15 protein-coding genes and 1 tRNA gene are annotated in these 13,143 nt (G+C 61.3%); 10 read left to right on the top strand and 6 right to left on the bottom strand.

The window, feature by feature from the left end; genetic code table 11:
- The first annotated feature begins 132 nt into the window (after window positions 1-132).
- Genes Q0T48_RS14240 through Q0T48_RS14220 form a run of 5 tightly spaced genes read left to right on the top strand, consistent with a single transcriptional unit; the run spans window position 133 to window position 3,454 of the window.
- The gene (locus tag Q0T48_RS14240) at window positions 133-558 is read left to right on the top strand and encodes an Lrp/AsnC family transcriptional regulator (RefSeq protein ID WP_295957310.1); all 426 of its coding nucleotides are present in this window, start codon (window positions 133-135) and stop codon (window positions 556-558) included.
- 10 nt (window positions 559-568) lie between these two features.
- Window positions 569-1,045, top strand: coding sequence for an Lrp/AsnC ligand binding domain-containing protein (locus Q0T48_RS14235; RefSeq protein ID WP_295957308.1), 477 nt, complete (start codon window positions 569-571; stop codon window positions 1,043-1,045).
- Window positions 1,042-1,605 carry a YfiR family protein gene (locus tag Q0T48_RS14230; RefSeq protein ID WP_295957306.1) on the top strand — a complete coding sequence of 188 codons (564 nt, stop codon included), beginning with the start codon at window positions 1,042-1,044 and terminating at the stop codon, window positions 1,603-1,605. The genes Q0T48_RS14235 and Q0T48_RS14230 overlap by 4 nt, the downstream gene beginning before the upstream one ends.
- Window positions 1,602-2,912, top strand: a complete 1,311-nt coding sequence (locus tag Q0T48_RS14225) for a diguanylate cyclase (protein ID WP_295957304.1) — start codon at window positions 1,602-1,604, stop codon at window positions 2,910-2,912. The genes Q0T48_RS14230 and Q0T48_RS14225 overlap by 4 nt, the downstream gene beginning before the upstream one ends.
- Window positions 2,912-3,454 (top strand): OmpA family protein, encoded by a 543-nt coding sequence (locus tag Q0T48_RS14220; RefSeq protein WP_295957302.1) that lies wholly within the window; start codon window positions 2,912-2,914, stop codon window positions 3,452-3,454. Before Q0T48_RS14225 ends, Q0T48_RS14220 begins: the two co-directional genes overlap by 1 nt.
- 25 nt (window positions 3,455-3,479) lie before the next feature.
- On the opposite strand, the gene Q0T48_RS14215 is transcribed toward Q0T48_RS14220, so the two are convergent.
- Window positions 3,480-4,172: a YggS family pyridoxal phosphate-dependent enzyme gene (locus tag Q0T48_RS14215; protein WP_295957407.1), complete on the bottom strand. Its 693-nt coding sequence runs from the start codon at window positions 4,170-4,172 to the stop codon at window positions 3,480-3,482.
- Between the two features lie 37 nt (window positions 4,173-4,209).
- Between Q0T48_RS14215 and Q0T48_RS14210 the strand changes: the two genes are divergently transcribed.
- From Q0T48_RS14210 to Q0T48_RS14195, 4 genes are all read left to right on the top strand, one after another.
- Window positions 4,210-5,253, top strand: a complete 1,044-nt coding sequence (locus Q0T48_RS14210; protein WP_295957300.1) for a type IV pilus twitching motility protein PilT — start codon at window positions 4,210-4,212, stop codon at window positions 5,251-5,253.
- 40 nt (window positions 5,254-5,293) lie between these two features.
- Window positions 5,294-5,926, top strand: coding sequence for a cyclic nucleotide-binding domain-containing protein (locus Q0T48_RS14205; RefSeq protein WP_295957299.1), 633 nt, complete (start codon window positions 5,294-5,296; stop codon window positions 5,924-5,926).
- An 11-nt stretch (window positions 5,927-5,937) separates the two neighbouring features.
- The gene (locus Q0T48_RS14200) at window positions 5,938-7,074 is read left to right on the top strand and encodes a PilT/PilU family type 4a pilus ATPase (protein WP_295957297.1); all 1,137 of its coding nucleotides are present in this window, start codon (window positions 5,938-5,940) and stop codon (window positions 7,072-7,074) included.
- A 137-nt stretch (window positions 7,075-7,211) separates the two neighbouring features.
- Entirely contained in the window at window positions 7,212-8,126 is a 915-nt protein-coding gene (locus Q0T48_RS14195) for an NAD(P)-dependent oxidoreductase (RefSeq protein WP_295957295.1), read from the top strand.
- Between the two features lie 77 nt (window positions 8,127-8,203).
- On the opposite strand, the gene Q0T48_RS14190 is transcribed toward Q0T48_RS14195, so the two are convergent.
- The 3 genes from Q0T48_RS14190 to Q0T48_RS14180 form a co-directional block, all read right to left on the bottom strand.
- A complete protein-coding gene (locus tag Q0T48_RS14190; RefSeq protein WP_295957294.1) occupies window positions 8,204-8,842 on the bottom strand; it encodes a BON domain-containing protein in 639 nt (212 codons plus the stop codon).
- A gap of 16 nt (window positions 8,843-8,858) precedes the next feature.
- Window positions 8,859-9,458 (bottom strand): phosphoheptose isomerase, encoded by a 600-nt coding sequence (locus Q0T48_RS14185; RefSeq protein WP_295957291.1) that lies wholly within the window; start codon window positions 9,456-9,458, stop codon window positions 8,859-8,861.
- 166 nt (window positions 9,459-9,624) lie between these two features.
- The gene (locus Q0T48_RS14180; protein ID WP_295957289.1) at window positions 9,625-10,017 is read right to left on the bottom strand and encodes a YraN family protein; all 393 of its coding nucleotides are present in this window, start codon (window positions 10,015-10,017) and stop codon (window positions 9,625-9,627) included.
- On the opposite strand from Q0T48_RS14180, the gene rsmI reads away from it, so the two are divergent.
- Window positions 10,017-10,931, top strand: a complete 915-nt coding sequence (gene rsmI / locus Q0T48_RS14175) for a 16S rRNA (cytidine(1402)-2'-O)-methyltransferase (RefSeq protein ID WP_295957287.1) — start codon at window positions 10,017-10,019, stop codon at window positions 10,929-10,931. The two genes, Q0T48_RS14180 and rsmI, sit on opposite strands and share 1 nt — an antisense overlap.
- Window positions 10,932-10,976: 45 nt before the next feature.
- Here the strand turns inward: rsmI and Q0T48_RS14170 are convergent, their stop codons facing one another.
- Window positions 10,977-12,959 (bottom strand): recombinase, encoded by a 1,983-nt coding sequence (locus tag Q0T48_RS14170; protein ID WP_295957285.1) that lies wholly within the window; start codon window positions 12,957-12,959, stop codon window positions 10,977-10,979.
- Window positions 12,960-13,002: 43 nt separating this feature from the next.
- Window positions 13,003-13,078 (bottom strand) — tRNA-Arg (locus Q0T48_RS14165).
- Window positions 13,079-13,143 lie beyond the last annotated feature (65 nt).

The following is a 13,143-nucleotide window of genomic DNA, read 5'->3' as shown; positions in this document are numbered from 1 at the left end:
ATAACCCTATAAAAACGATCATGCATTGTTGCTTTTAAAACACAGCCTCTTGCGGTATCCAAGGCCCTTCGCTGCATTGACTTTGTGCTGTCACAACCGTTTTTCCCCAATGAATGGCCGCAAAATACATGCATGGATGCGACCGACCAACAGCTGATCTCTTATTTACGTAAAGATGCCCGAACCTCGGTGGCGACTCTGGCGCACAAGCTGGGGGTGTCGCGCGGTACGGTCACCAACCGGATCACCAAACTGGAAGATGCGGGCGTGATCGTGGGCTACACCGTGCGGCTGCGACCCGATGCCCAACCCCATGGCATTTCCGCCTGGATGTCGATTGCGGTATCCGGTAACGCCACCCGCGCGGTGATCGACAGCCTGCTGGGCGAACCGGGTGTGGCCACCTTGCACGACACTAACGGCCAATGGGACTTGCTGGCCGAGCTGCGTGCTGCACACTTGGCAGAACTGTCGCAGGTGCTGGAACGCATTCGGCTGGTGCGCGGCATCAGTAGCACCGAAACCAGCATCCACCTTGCAACCTACCGCTTATCCTGACTCTATTTTGGTGACAACGCCTTTCCCCGACCTGGACCGCATCGACCTGAAGATCCTGGGATTTTTGCAGGAGGATGGCCGCATTTCCAACCTCAAACTGGCGGAGAAGGTGGCGTTATCGCCCACGGCGGTGCTGGCGCGGGTGCAGCGCCTGACCAAAGACAACTACATCCTGGGTTACGAGGCGCGTTTGAATCCGCTGCAGTTGGGTGCATCAATGATGGTGTTTGTGGAGGTACTGCTGGACCGCACCACGCCCAATGTGTTTGATGCATTCAAGGCCGCTGTGCAGGTCCGCCCTGAGATCATGGAGTGCCATATGGTGGCCGGTGGCTTTGACTACCTTCTGAAAACCCGCATGGCCGATATGCTGGCCTACCGGGAATTTGCGGGTACGGTGCTATGGCAGTTGCCCGGCGTGCGTGAAACCCGTACCTATGCGGTGATGGAAGAGGTTAAAAACTCAACCCGCCTGCGCCTGCCATGAAGTGCACAGCACCTTTATCGGCCATGCTGCGCGCACTATGGGGTGGTGCACTCTGCATATTGACCAACTCGGCAATGGCGCAGCAGCCCCCGGTGGCGGTGGAGCGGCTCGGTGTGCCAGAAACACTGCTGGGCATATTGAGTTATGCACGCTGGCCCAACGAATCCATGCCGCTGCGCTTGTGTATTGCAGGGCGCAGCCTGCATACCGAGCACCTGCTGAAGAACGGGTTGGCAGCCTTGGCCCAACGGCCTATCGTCGTCCGTGCACTGGCGCTCGACAACGATGCACCTATAGCTACCCAATGTGATGCCTTGTATATAGGCACGTTGGATGAATCCGCTTCACGCCGTATTTTTTCCAACGTCGTGGGATATCCGGTGCTCACCGTCAGTGAACGCATTTCACCATGTGCAGCGGGTGCTATGGTGTGCTTAGATGCCAATGACCAAAATAGTGTGCAGTTTGAAATTAATTTAGATGCAGTTGCCCGCAGCGGCGTGCGGGTGAATCCGCAGGTCCTGCGGCTTGGGCGGCGTGCTGCGAAGGCGCACCCATGAACCAGCACACCCGCCCCACCACGCTAGCGGCAGGTCGCGTGAGCCTGCTCGCCACCCTACAACATGCCCATTTCCGCGTTGCCACCATCGTGATGGTGGCGGTAGGGTTCGCGTTGACGCTAGCCGCCTTGGTCGCCTTGCGCAGCGCTGCAGACCACAATCTGCAACTCGTGGCTCGCTCAATTGCCTACACAACGGAAGCCGCTGTCGTGTTTAGGGACACGATTGCCATCCAGGAATCGCTTGGGCTGATTGCACGCCAGGAATCTCTGGCCAGCGCCAAGATTGTGGATGCCCACGGCACTCTGCTGGGACAGTACATCCGACCGACCGACAGCCTGCTTGATGCCGTAGGCGACCGCATCGTAGCCTTGCTCTTGCCCCAGCCCACTATCGCGCCGGTGATGTACCAAGGACAGCGCATCGCCGAGGTGCGCCTGCGGGGCGACGGGGCTGGCTTTGTGGGCTTTATCTTTATGGGCCTGACAGGCATGTTGGTGTGCTTAGCATTGGGGGCAATAGCAGTACGACAGCTGTCGCGACGCATCCAGCGCGATATTCTTCAGCCAGTGCTCGCCCTGACGGCAGTGACCTACGCAGCCCGGTTTGACCGCGCCACCTCGGCCCGTGCCCCGGCATCCAGCATCACGGAATTCCACCAATTGGGTGAAGATTTCAACGCCTTGCTAATGGAGATTGAGGTCTACCAGACCCAACTGCACCAGGAAAATAAATCGCTGTCGCACCTGGCCAACCACGACAGCCTGACCGGCCTGCCCAACCGCGCATACTTTCGCCGCCGCCTTACCCGGGTGCTGCAAGACATCCAGACCACCGGCGGTAGTTTGGCAGTCTTGTATTTGGATAACGACCACTTCAAGTCAATTAACGACCGTTATGGCCATGCTGTGGGAGATGCCTTGCTGGTCGAAGTGGCCGACCGGGTGCGGGCGCAGGTGCGTGAAAACGATGTGGTGGCCCGCCTCGGAGGCGATGAATTTGCCATCCTGCTGGCCCCTTTGCACAACGTGGAAGATGCCGCGCGGATTGCCGACAAAATCATCGCCAGCATGGCCGTACCACTGGATACCCGGCCACAAGACCACATCGTGCCGTCGCTGAGCATTGGCATTGCGATCTACCCCATACACGGGCAAACTGCCGAGCAACTGCTGCGTGCCGCCGACCGGGCCATGTACCGGGTCAAGAGCCAACAGCGCGGCCAACGCCACATATTTAATGTACAAACCGACCAACAGGACGGGGCTGACTCCCAGCATCCGGTCGACAACCGAGAAGTTCTGTAATGCCACCGTACACCCAACTGAAAACGCTGCCTCGCATTGACTCCAAGATACGCCGCCACCTGCTCGGGTCGGCCGCCATTTTCACCCTGGCCGTGTTGGGGGCATGCCAATCTGCGCCTCCCGCACCGGCCTTAGATCCGGCCGCTCAACGCACGGCAGAGCTGGTGCGCCTGGGCTTTGTCCGTACCGAAGAGGGCTGGGAGTACCCTATTTCGGGCAAGATACTGTTTGATACTGCATCGGATGCCATGGATGCCGAAAGCCAAGCCGTGACCACCAGCATCGGCAGTGCCTTGGCACGGCTGGGTATCGACCATCTGCGGGTAGAGGGGCATACCGACAATGTCGGTTCTGCAACGTTCAACCAAACTCTGTCGTTGCGCCGGGCAGAGGCCGTCGCACGGGCTCTGGCATCCCAAGGCTTACCGATAGACGGCATGGAGGTCCGCGGCTGGGGCAAAGACCGGCCAGTGGTGGCCAACGATACCCCTGCGGGACGCCTACAAAACCGCCGGGTCGCGGTGATCGTTCCCGCGCAGTAAGCTGACAGGCCCCATACGGGCCGGGTTACCGCACGCCAAAAATAGCCGTACCCACGCGCACCATGCTGCTGCCAGCCGCCACAGCGGCCTCCAAGTCGGCCGTCATGCCCATAGACAAAGTATCGAAATGCGAAGCTGCTGGTTGAATCGCTTCGGCAACGCTATCAAACAAGGCCTTAGCCTGCGCGAACACAGCCAACTGCCCGGCGTAGTCTGCCGCAGGCTCCGGAATAACCATCAGCCCCCGCAAACACAAGCGTGGCATTGCGGCAACCTGGGTCGCCAGCGCCAATGCCTGCGCAGGCGGTACACCGGATTTGGTCACACCGCCGTCCACATTGATTTGCAGGCACACCTGTAGCGGCGGCAGGTCGACCGGACGCTGGTCGTTCAAGCGCTGGGCAATTTTGAGCCTGTCGATGCTGTGCACCCAGTCAAAATGCGCAGCGACTAAGGCGGTTTTATTGCTTTGGATGGGGCCGATACAGTGCCATTCGAGCGGTAAATCCTGCAAAGCGGCGATTTTTTCCACGGCTTCCTGGATGTAGTTTTCGCCGAAACGGGTCTGCCCTGCCGCAAAAGCCTCACGCACCGCCTCTGGCCCCCAGGTTTTGGAAACAGCCAGCAGGCCCACGCTGTGGTTTGGCCGCAATGCGCGCGTACAAGCTGTAACGATGCGCTCACGAACGCCTTGGAGATTGTTACTAATCGTAGTCATAATCAAACCTACAGCGTACCAAACATCAAGGGGCTCCGTGGACATCACCCAACTGCTTGCATTCAGCGTAAAAAACAAAGCCTCGGACTTGCACCTGTCGGCCGGCTTGCCACCCATGATCCGGGTGCACGGCGATGTACGCCGCATCAACGTCGATCCGCTGGACCACAAAACCGTCCACGCCATGGTCTACGACATCATGAGCGACAGCCAGCGTAAACAGTACGAAGAGTTTTTAGAGGTCGATTTCTCGTTCGAAATTGAAGGCCTGGCGCGGTTCCGTGTGAATGCCTTCAACCACGCCCGGGGTGCCGGTGCCGTGTTGCGGACCATTCCATCCAAGATTCTCACGCTGGCGCAGCTCAACGCGCCCAAGATTTTTGGCGATCTGGCCCTCAAGCCCCGTGGCATGGTGCTGGTGACCGGCCCTACTGGTTCGGGCAAGTCCACCACGCTAGCCGCCATGGTGAACCACCTCAATGAGACCGAATACGGCCACGTGCTGACGGTGGAAGATCCGATTGAGTTTGTCCACGAATCCAAAAAATGCCTGATCAACCAGCGCGAAGTCGGCCCGCACACGCTGAGCTTTGCCGCAGCCCTGCGCTCGGCCCTGCGCGAAGATCCGGACGCCATTCTGGTCGGCGAAATGCGCGACCTGGAAACCATCCGCCTGGCCATGACGGCGGCCGAAACCGGGCATCTGGTGTTTGGCACCCTGCACACCTCCAGTGCGGCCAAAACCATAGACCGGATCATTGATGTTTTCCCGGCCGAAGAAAAAGAAATGGTCCGCGCCATGCTGTCGGAATCGTTGCAAGCCGTCATATCGCAAACCCTGTGCAAAACCAAGGACGGCCAGGGCCGCGTGGCAGCACACGAGATCATGCTGGGCACCAGTGCGATCCGTAACTTGATCCGCGAAGCCAAGGTGGCGCAGATGTACTCCACCATCCAGACCGGCAACAGCGTGGGCATGCAAACACTCGACCAAAACCTGACCGATTTGGTACGCCGCAACATCATCAGCCCGGCCGAAGCCCGTGGCAAAGCCAAAATTCCGGAAAACTTTCCGGGATGACTCTCCAGATGCACCTGACCCACCACGATTGGAGCACCCCATGAAGGGTATTCTGGAGTTTTTACTCCACAAGTCGGAGCCCAAACCCGAGGCGGCTCCGCCAGACTCTGTGCTGTTCACCACTGCGTTCAATGGCCAAAACATCGACCCCTCGATGCTGGTGCCATGGGAAGCGCGGGCCATCGAAGTGGGTGCCAAGCGCCTGCCCACTGCCAGCAGCATGCGCACTCTGCAGGCCCTGTGGGGCAAAGACAAGAACATGGAGCAGCTCGACCCAGCCTCCATCGAGCGCATGGAACGCTTCTTCCAGTTTGCCCTGGTGCCCGGCGGGCGCGACATCATCCGCCAAGGCGAGTACGGCAACTTCATGGTGGTTCTGCTCAAAGGCACGATCGCGGTAGACCGGCTGCAGCCCTGGGGCGAGCACCTGCGGCTGGCCGAAACCAAGCCAGGCGACATCTTGGGTGAAATGTCCTTACTCGACAGCGGCATCCGCTTTTCGGCCTGCACTACGCTGGACGACTGCGAAATCGCCGCGCTCAGCGCTGAGTCGATGGACGACATGATGAATTCCGACCCCCGGTTGGCCGCCTGTCTGATTGCTCTGCTGGCGCGCAAACTCTCGCTGCGGCTGCGCGCCATCAGCGCGCGGTTCAGCGACCGTCCAAACTGAGGGCACACACGATGGAACGCGACCAAGCCAGCAAGTTCATCAACGACCTCTTGAAGCTCATGGTCAGCCGCAATGGCAGTGACCTTTTTATCACTTCTGAATTTCCGCCCGGCATCAAGGTCGATGGCAAGGTCACCAAAGTCTCGCCCCAGCCGCTCACCGCCGCCCACACGCTGGCCCTAGCCCGCTCGGTGATGAACGACAAGCAGGCCGCCGAGTTTGAGCGCACCAAGGAATGCAATTTTGCGATCTCGCCAGCAGGCATTGGTCGTTTCCGTGTCAACGCCTTCGTGCAGCAGGGCAAAGTGGGCATGGTGCTGCGGGTGATCCCGATCAGCATCCCCACGGTGGACAGCCTGGGCATGCCGCAGATCCTGAAAGACGTGGCCATGACCAAGCGCGGCCTGTGCATCATGGTGGGCGGCACCGGTTGCGGCAAATCCACCACCCTGGCATCTATGGTCGATTGGCGCAACGAAAACTCGTATGGCCACATCATCACCATCGAAGACCCGGTGGAGTTTGTGCACGCGCATAAAAACTGCGTCGTCACCCAGCGCGAAGTGGGCCTGGACACCGACAGCTGGGACGTCGCCCTGAAGAATTCGCTGCGCCAAGCCCCCGATGTCATCCTGATGGGCGAAATCCGCGACCGCACCACCATGGAACACGCCGTGGCCTTCGCCGAAACCGGCCACCTGTGCCTGGCCACGCTGCACGCCAACAACGCCAACCAGGCGCTGGACCGCATCCTGAACTTCTTCCCCGAAGAGCGCCGGGCCCAGTTGCTGATGGATTTATCGCTGAACCTGCGTGCCGTGGTGTCGCAGCGGCTGATTCCCCGGCAGGACGGCAAGGGCCGCACAGCTGCGGTCGAGATTTTGCTCAATACCCCGCTGATCTCCGACCTGATTTTCAAGGGCGAGGTCACCGAGATCAAAGAGATCATGAAGAAGAGCCGCAACCTGGGCATGCAGACCTTTGACCAGGCCCTGTTTGATGCCTACGAGAGCCAGCTCATCAGTTACGAAGATGCCCTGCGCCACGCCGATTCGCTCAACGACCTGCGATTGCAGATCAAGCTCAACAGCAAGCGCGCTAAAACACAAGATTTAGCTGCTGGCACCGAGCATTTCGCGATCGTTTAGGCTCCCCCCAGGCTGCAGCGCTTCGCGTCTTTGGCCAACCTCCTTGCGGGGGGCAACACCGCAGCCTGGCAAAGCCAGTTCTGCGGTGTTTCTGGAAGGGGTAAGTTCTGTCCTTTTAGTTCCATCCATTGATTTATATGCCTAGTACCAATCCTAAAACCTACGCTTCAGTTCCTTCCAAAAAAGTCGCCTTTCTGGGCTTGGGGGTCATGGGGTATCCGATGGCGGCGCACTTGGCGCTGGCAGGGCACTCGGTGATTGTCTATAACCGAACCACTACTAAATCAATAGCATTCTGTGAAGAGTACGCCAGCGCTAGAGCCCCAAAACATGCTGAAACTCCGCGCCTGGCTGCGCAGGGGGCGGACATCGTTTTTTGCTGCGTGGGCAACGATGCGGATCTGCGATCCGTCACGCTGGGGGCCGACGGGGCTTTTGCGGGCATGGAGCCGGGCGCGATTTTTGTGGACCACACCACCGCCTCGGCCGAAGTGGCGCGCGAACTCGACGGTGCTGCCCGCACCCTGGGCCTGCGCTTCATCGACGCGCCGGTGTCTGGCGGCCAGGCAGGTGCCCAGAACGGCTTGTTGACGGTGATGTGCGGCGGCGACCCCGCAGCTTTTGATGCCATCGCCCCTACGGCTATGGCGTTTTCGCGTGCCTGCACCCGGGTGGGCGATAGTGGCGCGGGCCAGTTGGCCAAGATGGTGAACCAGATTTGTATCGCTGGCCTGGTGCAGGGTCTGAGCGAGGCCGTGGCCTTTGGCCAGCATGCGGGCCTGGACATGGTGCAGGTGCTGGAAGTCATTGGCAAGGGCGCAGCCCAAAGCTGGCAAATGGACAACCGCGGCAAAACCATGGTGGCCGACCAGTTTGAATTCGGCTTCGCAGTGGACTGGATGCGCAAAGACCTGGGCCTGGTGCTGGACGAGGCCAAGCGCAACGGTGCACGCCTGCCCGTTACCGCCCTGGTGGACCAGTTTTATGCCGACGTGCAGAAGATGGGCGGCCAGCGCTGGGACACCTCCAGCTTGATCAAAAGACTCAAGTAAGCACCATCCAAACAACAACGCCCGCCAAGGCATCTCGGATGCCTTGGCGGGCGTTGTTGTTTAGTAGACTGGTGTTTTTAATTGACCGGGGCCGCCGTGCTGACGGGTGCCGCCTTGGGGCTCAGGCCTTGCAGCTCTTCTTCGGTCAAGATGTCAAACACCCGCACCACTTTTTGCACGCCGCTGATGCTGCGGGCCAGATCGGTAGCGCGATTGGCTTCGCGCAGCGAAACGCGGCCCATCAGGTAGACCACACCGCGTTCGGTGATGACCTTGAAGGTGTTGGACTGCACGTCCTTCGCGTCCACCAGCGTGGCTTTGACCTTGCCGGTAATCAGCGTGTCCGACGAGCGCTGCGTCAGCGAGGATGCGCCCAGCACGCCCACTTCGTTGACCACAGAGCGCACGTTCTCCACCTTCAGCACCAGCTCTTGCAGCTTTTGCTGGTCGGCAGCGGTGGGCACTTCGCCGGTCAACAACACCTGGCGGTTGTAGCTGGTGACGTTGACATGGGCGTTTTCGCTCAGGCTTTGGCCGATGCGGTTGTTGGCGCGCAACTCAATGCCTTCGTCTTCCAACTGGGCTCCGGAGGTACGCCGGTCGGTGGCCACAAAGGCACCCCCCATGGCCGCGCCGCCAATCACCAAAGGTACGCAGGCAGACAAGCTGGAGCCCAGAACAACAGCCGCCGCAGCGGTCAGGAGAAAACGGTGCATGGAGTCTTTCAAAAAATTAAAGCGAGGGCTCGATGTCGCCCAGCAACTGAGAATCTACGCCGTCGCACAAGCAGTGCAGTACCAGCAAATGGACCTCCTGGATACGCGCGGTGCGGTCATGCGGCACACAGATATGCACGTCGGTCTCGCGCAGCGCCGCCCCCATCTTGCCGCCGCCCTTGCCGGTCATGGCCACCACGGTCATCTCACGTTCGTGGGCGGCTTCGATGGCCAGCAATATGTTGGCCGAATTGCCGCTGGTGGTGATGGCCAGCAGCACGTCGCCGGGCTGGCCCAGGGCACGCACCTGCTTCGCGAAGATCACGTCAAAGTTGTAGTCGTTGCCGATGGCGGTGATGATGGAGCTGTCGGTGGTAAGCGCAATTGCACCCAGCTCAGGCCGCTCGCGCTCGAAACGGCCCACAAACTCGGCCGCAAAGTGCTGCGCATCGGCCGCCGAGCCGCCGTTACCGCAGGCCAGCACTTTGCCGCCGCTGGTCACAGCCGCCAGCATGGCCTGGATGCCCGCTGCGATGGGTTTGCTGAGTGGCTGCGCCGACTGGTACTTCAGGTCGGCGCTGTCAATGAAATGTTGCTGAATGCGTTGTTCAATCATGGTGCGGAATGATACCCGCGCCATGTAACGCAGTATGTAAATGAAAACGGGTGACTTCGCCTCCTCCAGAAACACCGCAGAACTGGCTTTGCCAGGCTACTGGTGTTGCCCCCTGCAAGGGGGTTGGAGAAAGATGCATAGCACTGAAGCCTGGGGGTGTGCTGAGTTAACTGGCATCAAAGGCGGCTTGCAGCCACTGGATGCCTGCGTACTCGATCAGCACCACGTCAAACCGGCACGGCGGCGGGGTACGCAGGCGCATCAGGTAGTTGCGGGCAGCAAATACGATACGCTTTTGCTTGGTGACACTGATGCTGGCCGCCGCGCCGCCAAAGGCCGCCGTAGCCCGCTGGCGCACCTCCACAAACACCACCGTGCCGTCGGGCGCGCGCATCACCAGGTCAATTTCGCCGCCACCGCGCCCAGGGGTCCGATAATTGCGCTCCAGCAGACGCAGGCCCTGGGCCTGCAAATGCGCCAGCGCCCGGTCTTCGGCCGCATCACCCGTCTGTTTGGTGGTGCCCGGCGCGGCCAACCCGATTTTTTTGAGGAAATCCATTGAGCGCTTCTTTTGCTTCCGCCTTGAAAGCCGCCCAGGAGGCAGCCGCTTCGCAGCATTATCCAGCGGGCACGCTGTACATCGTAGCCACGCCCATCGGCAATCTGTGCGACATCAGCCTGCGGGCCCTGCACGTGCTGGGTTTGGTAGATGCCATCGCCTGCGAGGACACGCGCCACACCCAGGCTCTACTGCGCGCCTACGGCATCGACAAGTCCAGCGCACAACTACTGGCGGTGCACCAACACAACGAAACCGAAGCCGCACAAAACGTGGTGCGGCGGCTGCAACAGGGCGAGCGCATCGCCTACGCCAGCGACGCGGGCACCCCGGCCATCAGCGACCCCGGCGCGCGGGTGGTGGCCGCCGCGCGCGCCGTGGGCATTGCGGTAGTGCCGCTGCCCGGCGCCAGCAGCATCACCGCGGCGCTAAGTGCGGCCGGCATCGTGCAAGACACGGGTTTTGTATTCATCGGCTTTTTGCCCAGCAAGGCTACCGAGCGCGACAACGCTGCCCTGGCGCTGCTGGCCGAACCGCGCGCCGTGGTGCTGCTGGAAGCCCCGCACCGCATCGAGGCACTGGCCCGCAGCCTGGCCTGCCTGGGTCCACGCCCAGTGACGGTGGCGCGCGAGATCAGCAAGCAGTTTGAAGAAATCGCCACCGTGGCCGCGCAGGATCTGGCAGCCTGGCTGGCCGCCCAGTCGTCGCGCACGCGGGGAGAATTTGTACTGGTGGTGCACCCTGCCCCGCCCACCGAGGCCCCGACGCAAGACCTGCGGGTGCTAAAGCTGCTGCTGGCCGAGCTGCCACTGAAAACCGCGGTGCAACTCTGTGCCGACATCACCGGCCAGCCGCGCAGAGGCCTGTACAGCGCCGCACTGGCTTTGAAGCCCGAATCCGACGAAGACTCCTGAATTCATAGCTACTAGCGTAGGCAGAATCTGCGCTAGCGGCCTGTTTCATTCAGATTTTCGCGCGCGAGGCCAAACAAAGCTCAACGGGTGCTGGCGCAGGCGGCGCAGCACGGCGTAACGCAGACGCTGGCGGTCCAGCCCGGTCACGCTGTGCGCCCCCAGGGCCAGTTGCAGCGCCAAGAAGAAGCTGACCGTCAGGTTCAGCACGCCGATCAGCGGAATCGCCGCCACACACCACCAAAACACCGGCATCTTCCACACCAGGTTGCCATACGCCGCCGCCGCCGCCGCCAACTGGCCAGTGGACAGGGTGACGTGGCGGGCCTCCAGCCCCAGGCCCACAAAGGCCAGCACCGGTGGTAGCAACCCAAGCATGAAACCCAGGGAAATGTTCGACGCAAAGCCCGAAATATGCTCGCGCATGAAGCGCGCCCAGCGGTCGGCGCGCGGTACACCCAGCACGCGGGTGATACGCGGGTTGTAACGCAGGGCCGAATCCAGCTGGTGCAGCACAAACCAGTTTTCCACCGCTCCCGCAATCAGGCTGGCTACAAACAGCAGCACCCCGGTAAAGGCCGCAAACAACAAGGTGCTGGGGCTGAGCAGGCTCAGGGTCTGGAACACATGGTCGGCCTCGACCCGGCTGACCATGTGTTTGCCGCCGACCCAGAACATGGCAAAGCTGATCAGCAGCACGCAGGGGGTCACCATGCCTACATTGCCCAGCACCGCCGCCACCTGCGAGCGCACCAGGTGGGTGACTTCATCGACAAACTCTTCAATCGCCCGGCTATTGCCCAGGTCTTTGAGTTTGGCCGCCATGGCGGGGGCGGTCATGGCCGGTTGCTTGGTGGCCAGCGTCCAGTGCAGCAGCTGGATCATCACGAAGCTGGCGGCGTACATCACGCCCGACCACATGCCCGCCCAAAAGGCCGTCAGGCCCACCGCGCCGATCAAAAACTTCAGCAAGGTGGTCAGCGACGTGGCCGCACCGCCACCGGCGGCCTTGACCAGCATGCCGCGGTACTCGCTGCGGTCGCGGGTGATGTAGTGCTCGCCAGTTTCGGCGCTGCGCTCGGTCACCTTGGCGGCCAGCATCGAGGCGTTGCCACGCACCAGCGCGCGCAGGCTGCGGCGCTCCTGCCCGGCATAGGCTAGGCGCACCACCAGTCGGCTGGCGCTGGCATCGGGCGTGGGCGACAGCAAGCAGTCCATCAGATCGCGCACCCGCAGCAAGCGTTCGCGCAACTGGCGCAGCATAAAGACCAGATTGACCGAGATGCCGTGGTCGTTCAGGTGCGGGTACACACTGGCCGCCGCCTGGCGGCACAGCTCCAGCCGCTCGCGCAGGCGCTGGGCGGCGGCCTCCAGTTCGGGCAGCTCGCGCGGCGTGGCAATGAAAGCCCGGCGCAGGGCATCCACCTCGGCCGACAGGCTGTTGAACGGTTCGTCGTGCCGGGCGGCGGCGCTCATGCGCAGGCGCAACTCCGATGCCACCCCGGTGGCCATGATCTGGTTGCTGCAAAAGGTGATGGCCTGCAGCAGCTCGTCTTGCCACAGCGTGATGCCGGGGGTGCGCGAAGGGGACGACAGCAAATCGCCGATGCGCGCCAGGGTGGCCGCATCCAGCGCCGCCAGCCAGGCCGCATCCAGCGTATTGGGCAGCACCAAGCTGAAAAGTTCGGCCGCGTCGGTGGTTTCGGGTGTGCTGGGCAGTATCTTGCAGCGCAGCCGATAACCCAGTTCGCTGAAAAACGCCGTGCGGGGTGAAAAACCGTAGTCGGACAAGACCATGGTGCTGTCCACCGTGTCGGCCAGCACCTTCCACCAGGTGCGCAGACGCACCTGCAGTTCGAGCCGGGCCTCCACTGCACCCAGAAACCGCTGCACCCGGCTGACCGCGTCGTCCGGCGCGCGGTTGTCGCCACGGATCCAGTCCAGCAGGCCAATCAGCCACAAATGGCGCTGCGCCAGGGGCGCGTCGGCATCTAGCGTATCAAGTAGCGAGGTGAGAGTGTGTGTGGTCAATGCGATGGGTGTTCTCTAGGGTAAATGCTTATTCTAGAGAAGATGGTGCGGCTGGCGGGGATCGAACCCACGACCCTTGGCTTCGGAGGCCAATACTCTATCCACTGAGCTACAGCCGCAACGTGAGCGATTGTAGCCGCTGGTCGTAGCGGCCAAAAACCAGCGATTACCGGGGCCTGTAAAA

Source organism: Rhodoferax sp. (assembly GCF_025354435.1).
Taxonomy (GTDB): domain Bacteria; phylum Pseudomonadota; class Gammaproteobacteria; order Burkholderiales; family Burkholderiaceae_C; genus Rhodoferax_B.
Note: the sequence above shows the minus strand (reverse complement) of the source record. Positions and strands in the feature narration are given on the sequence as shown.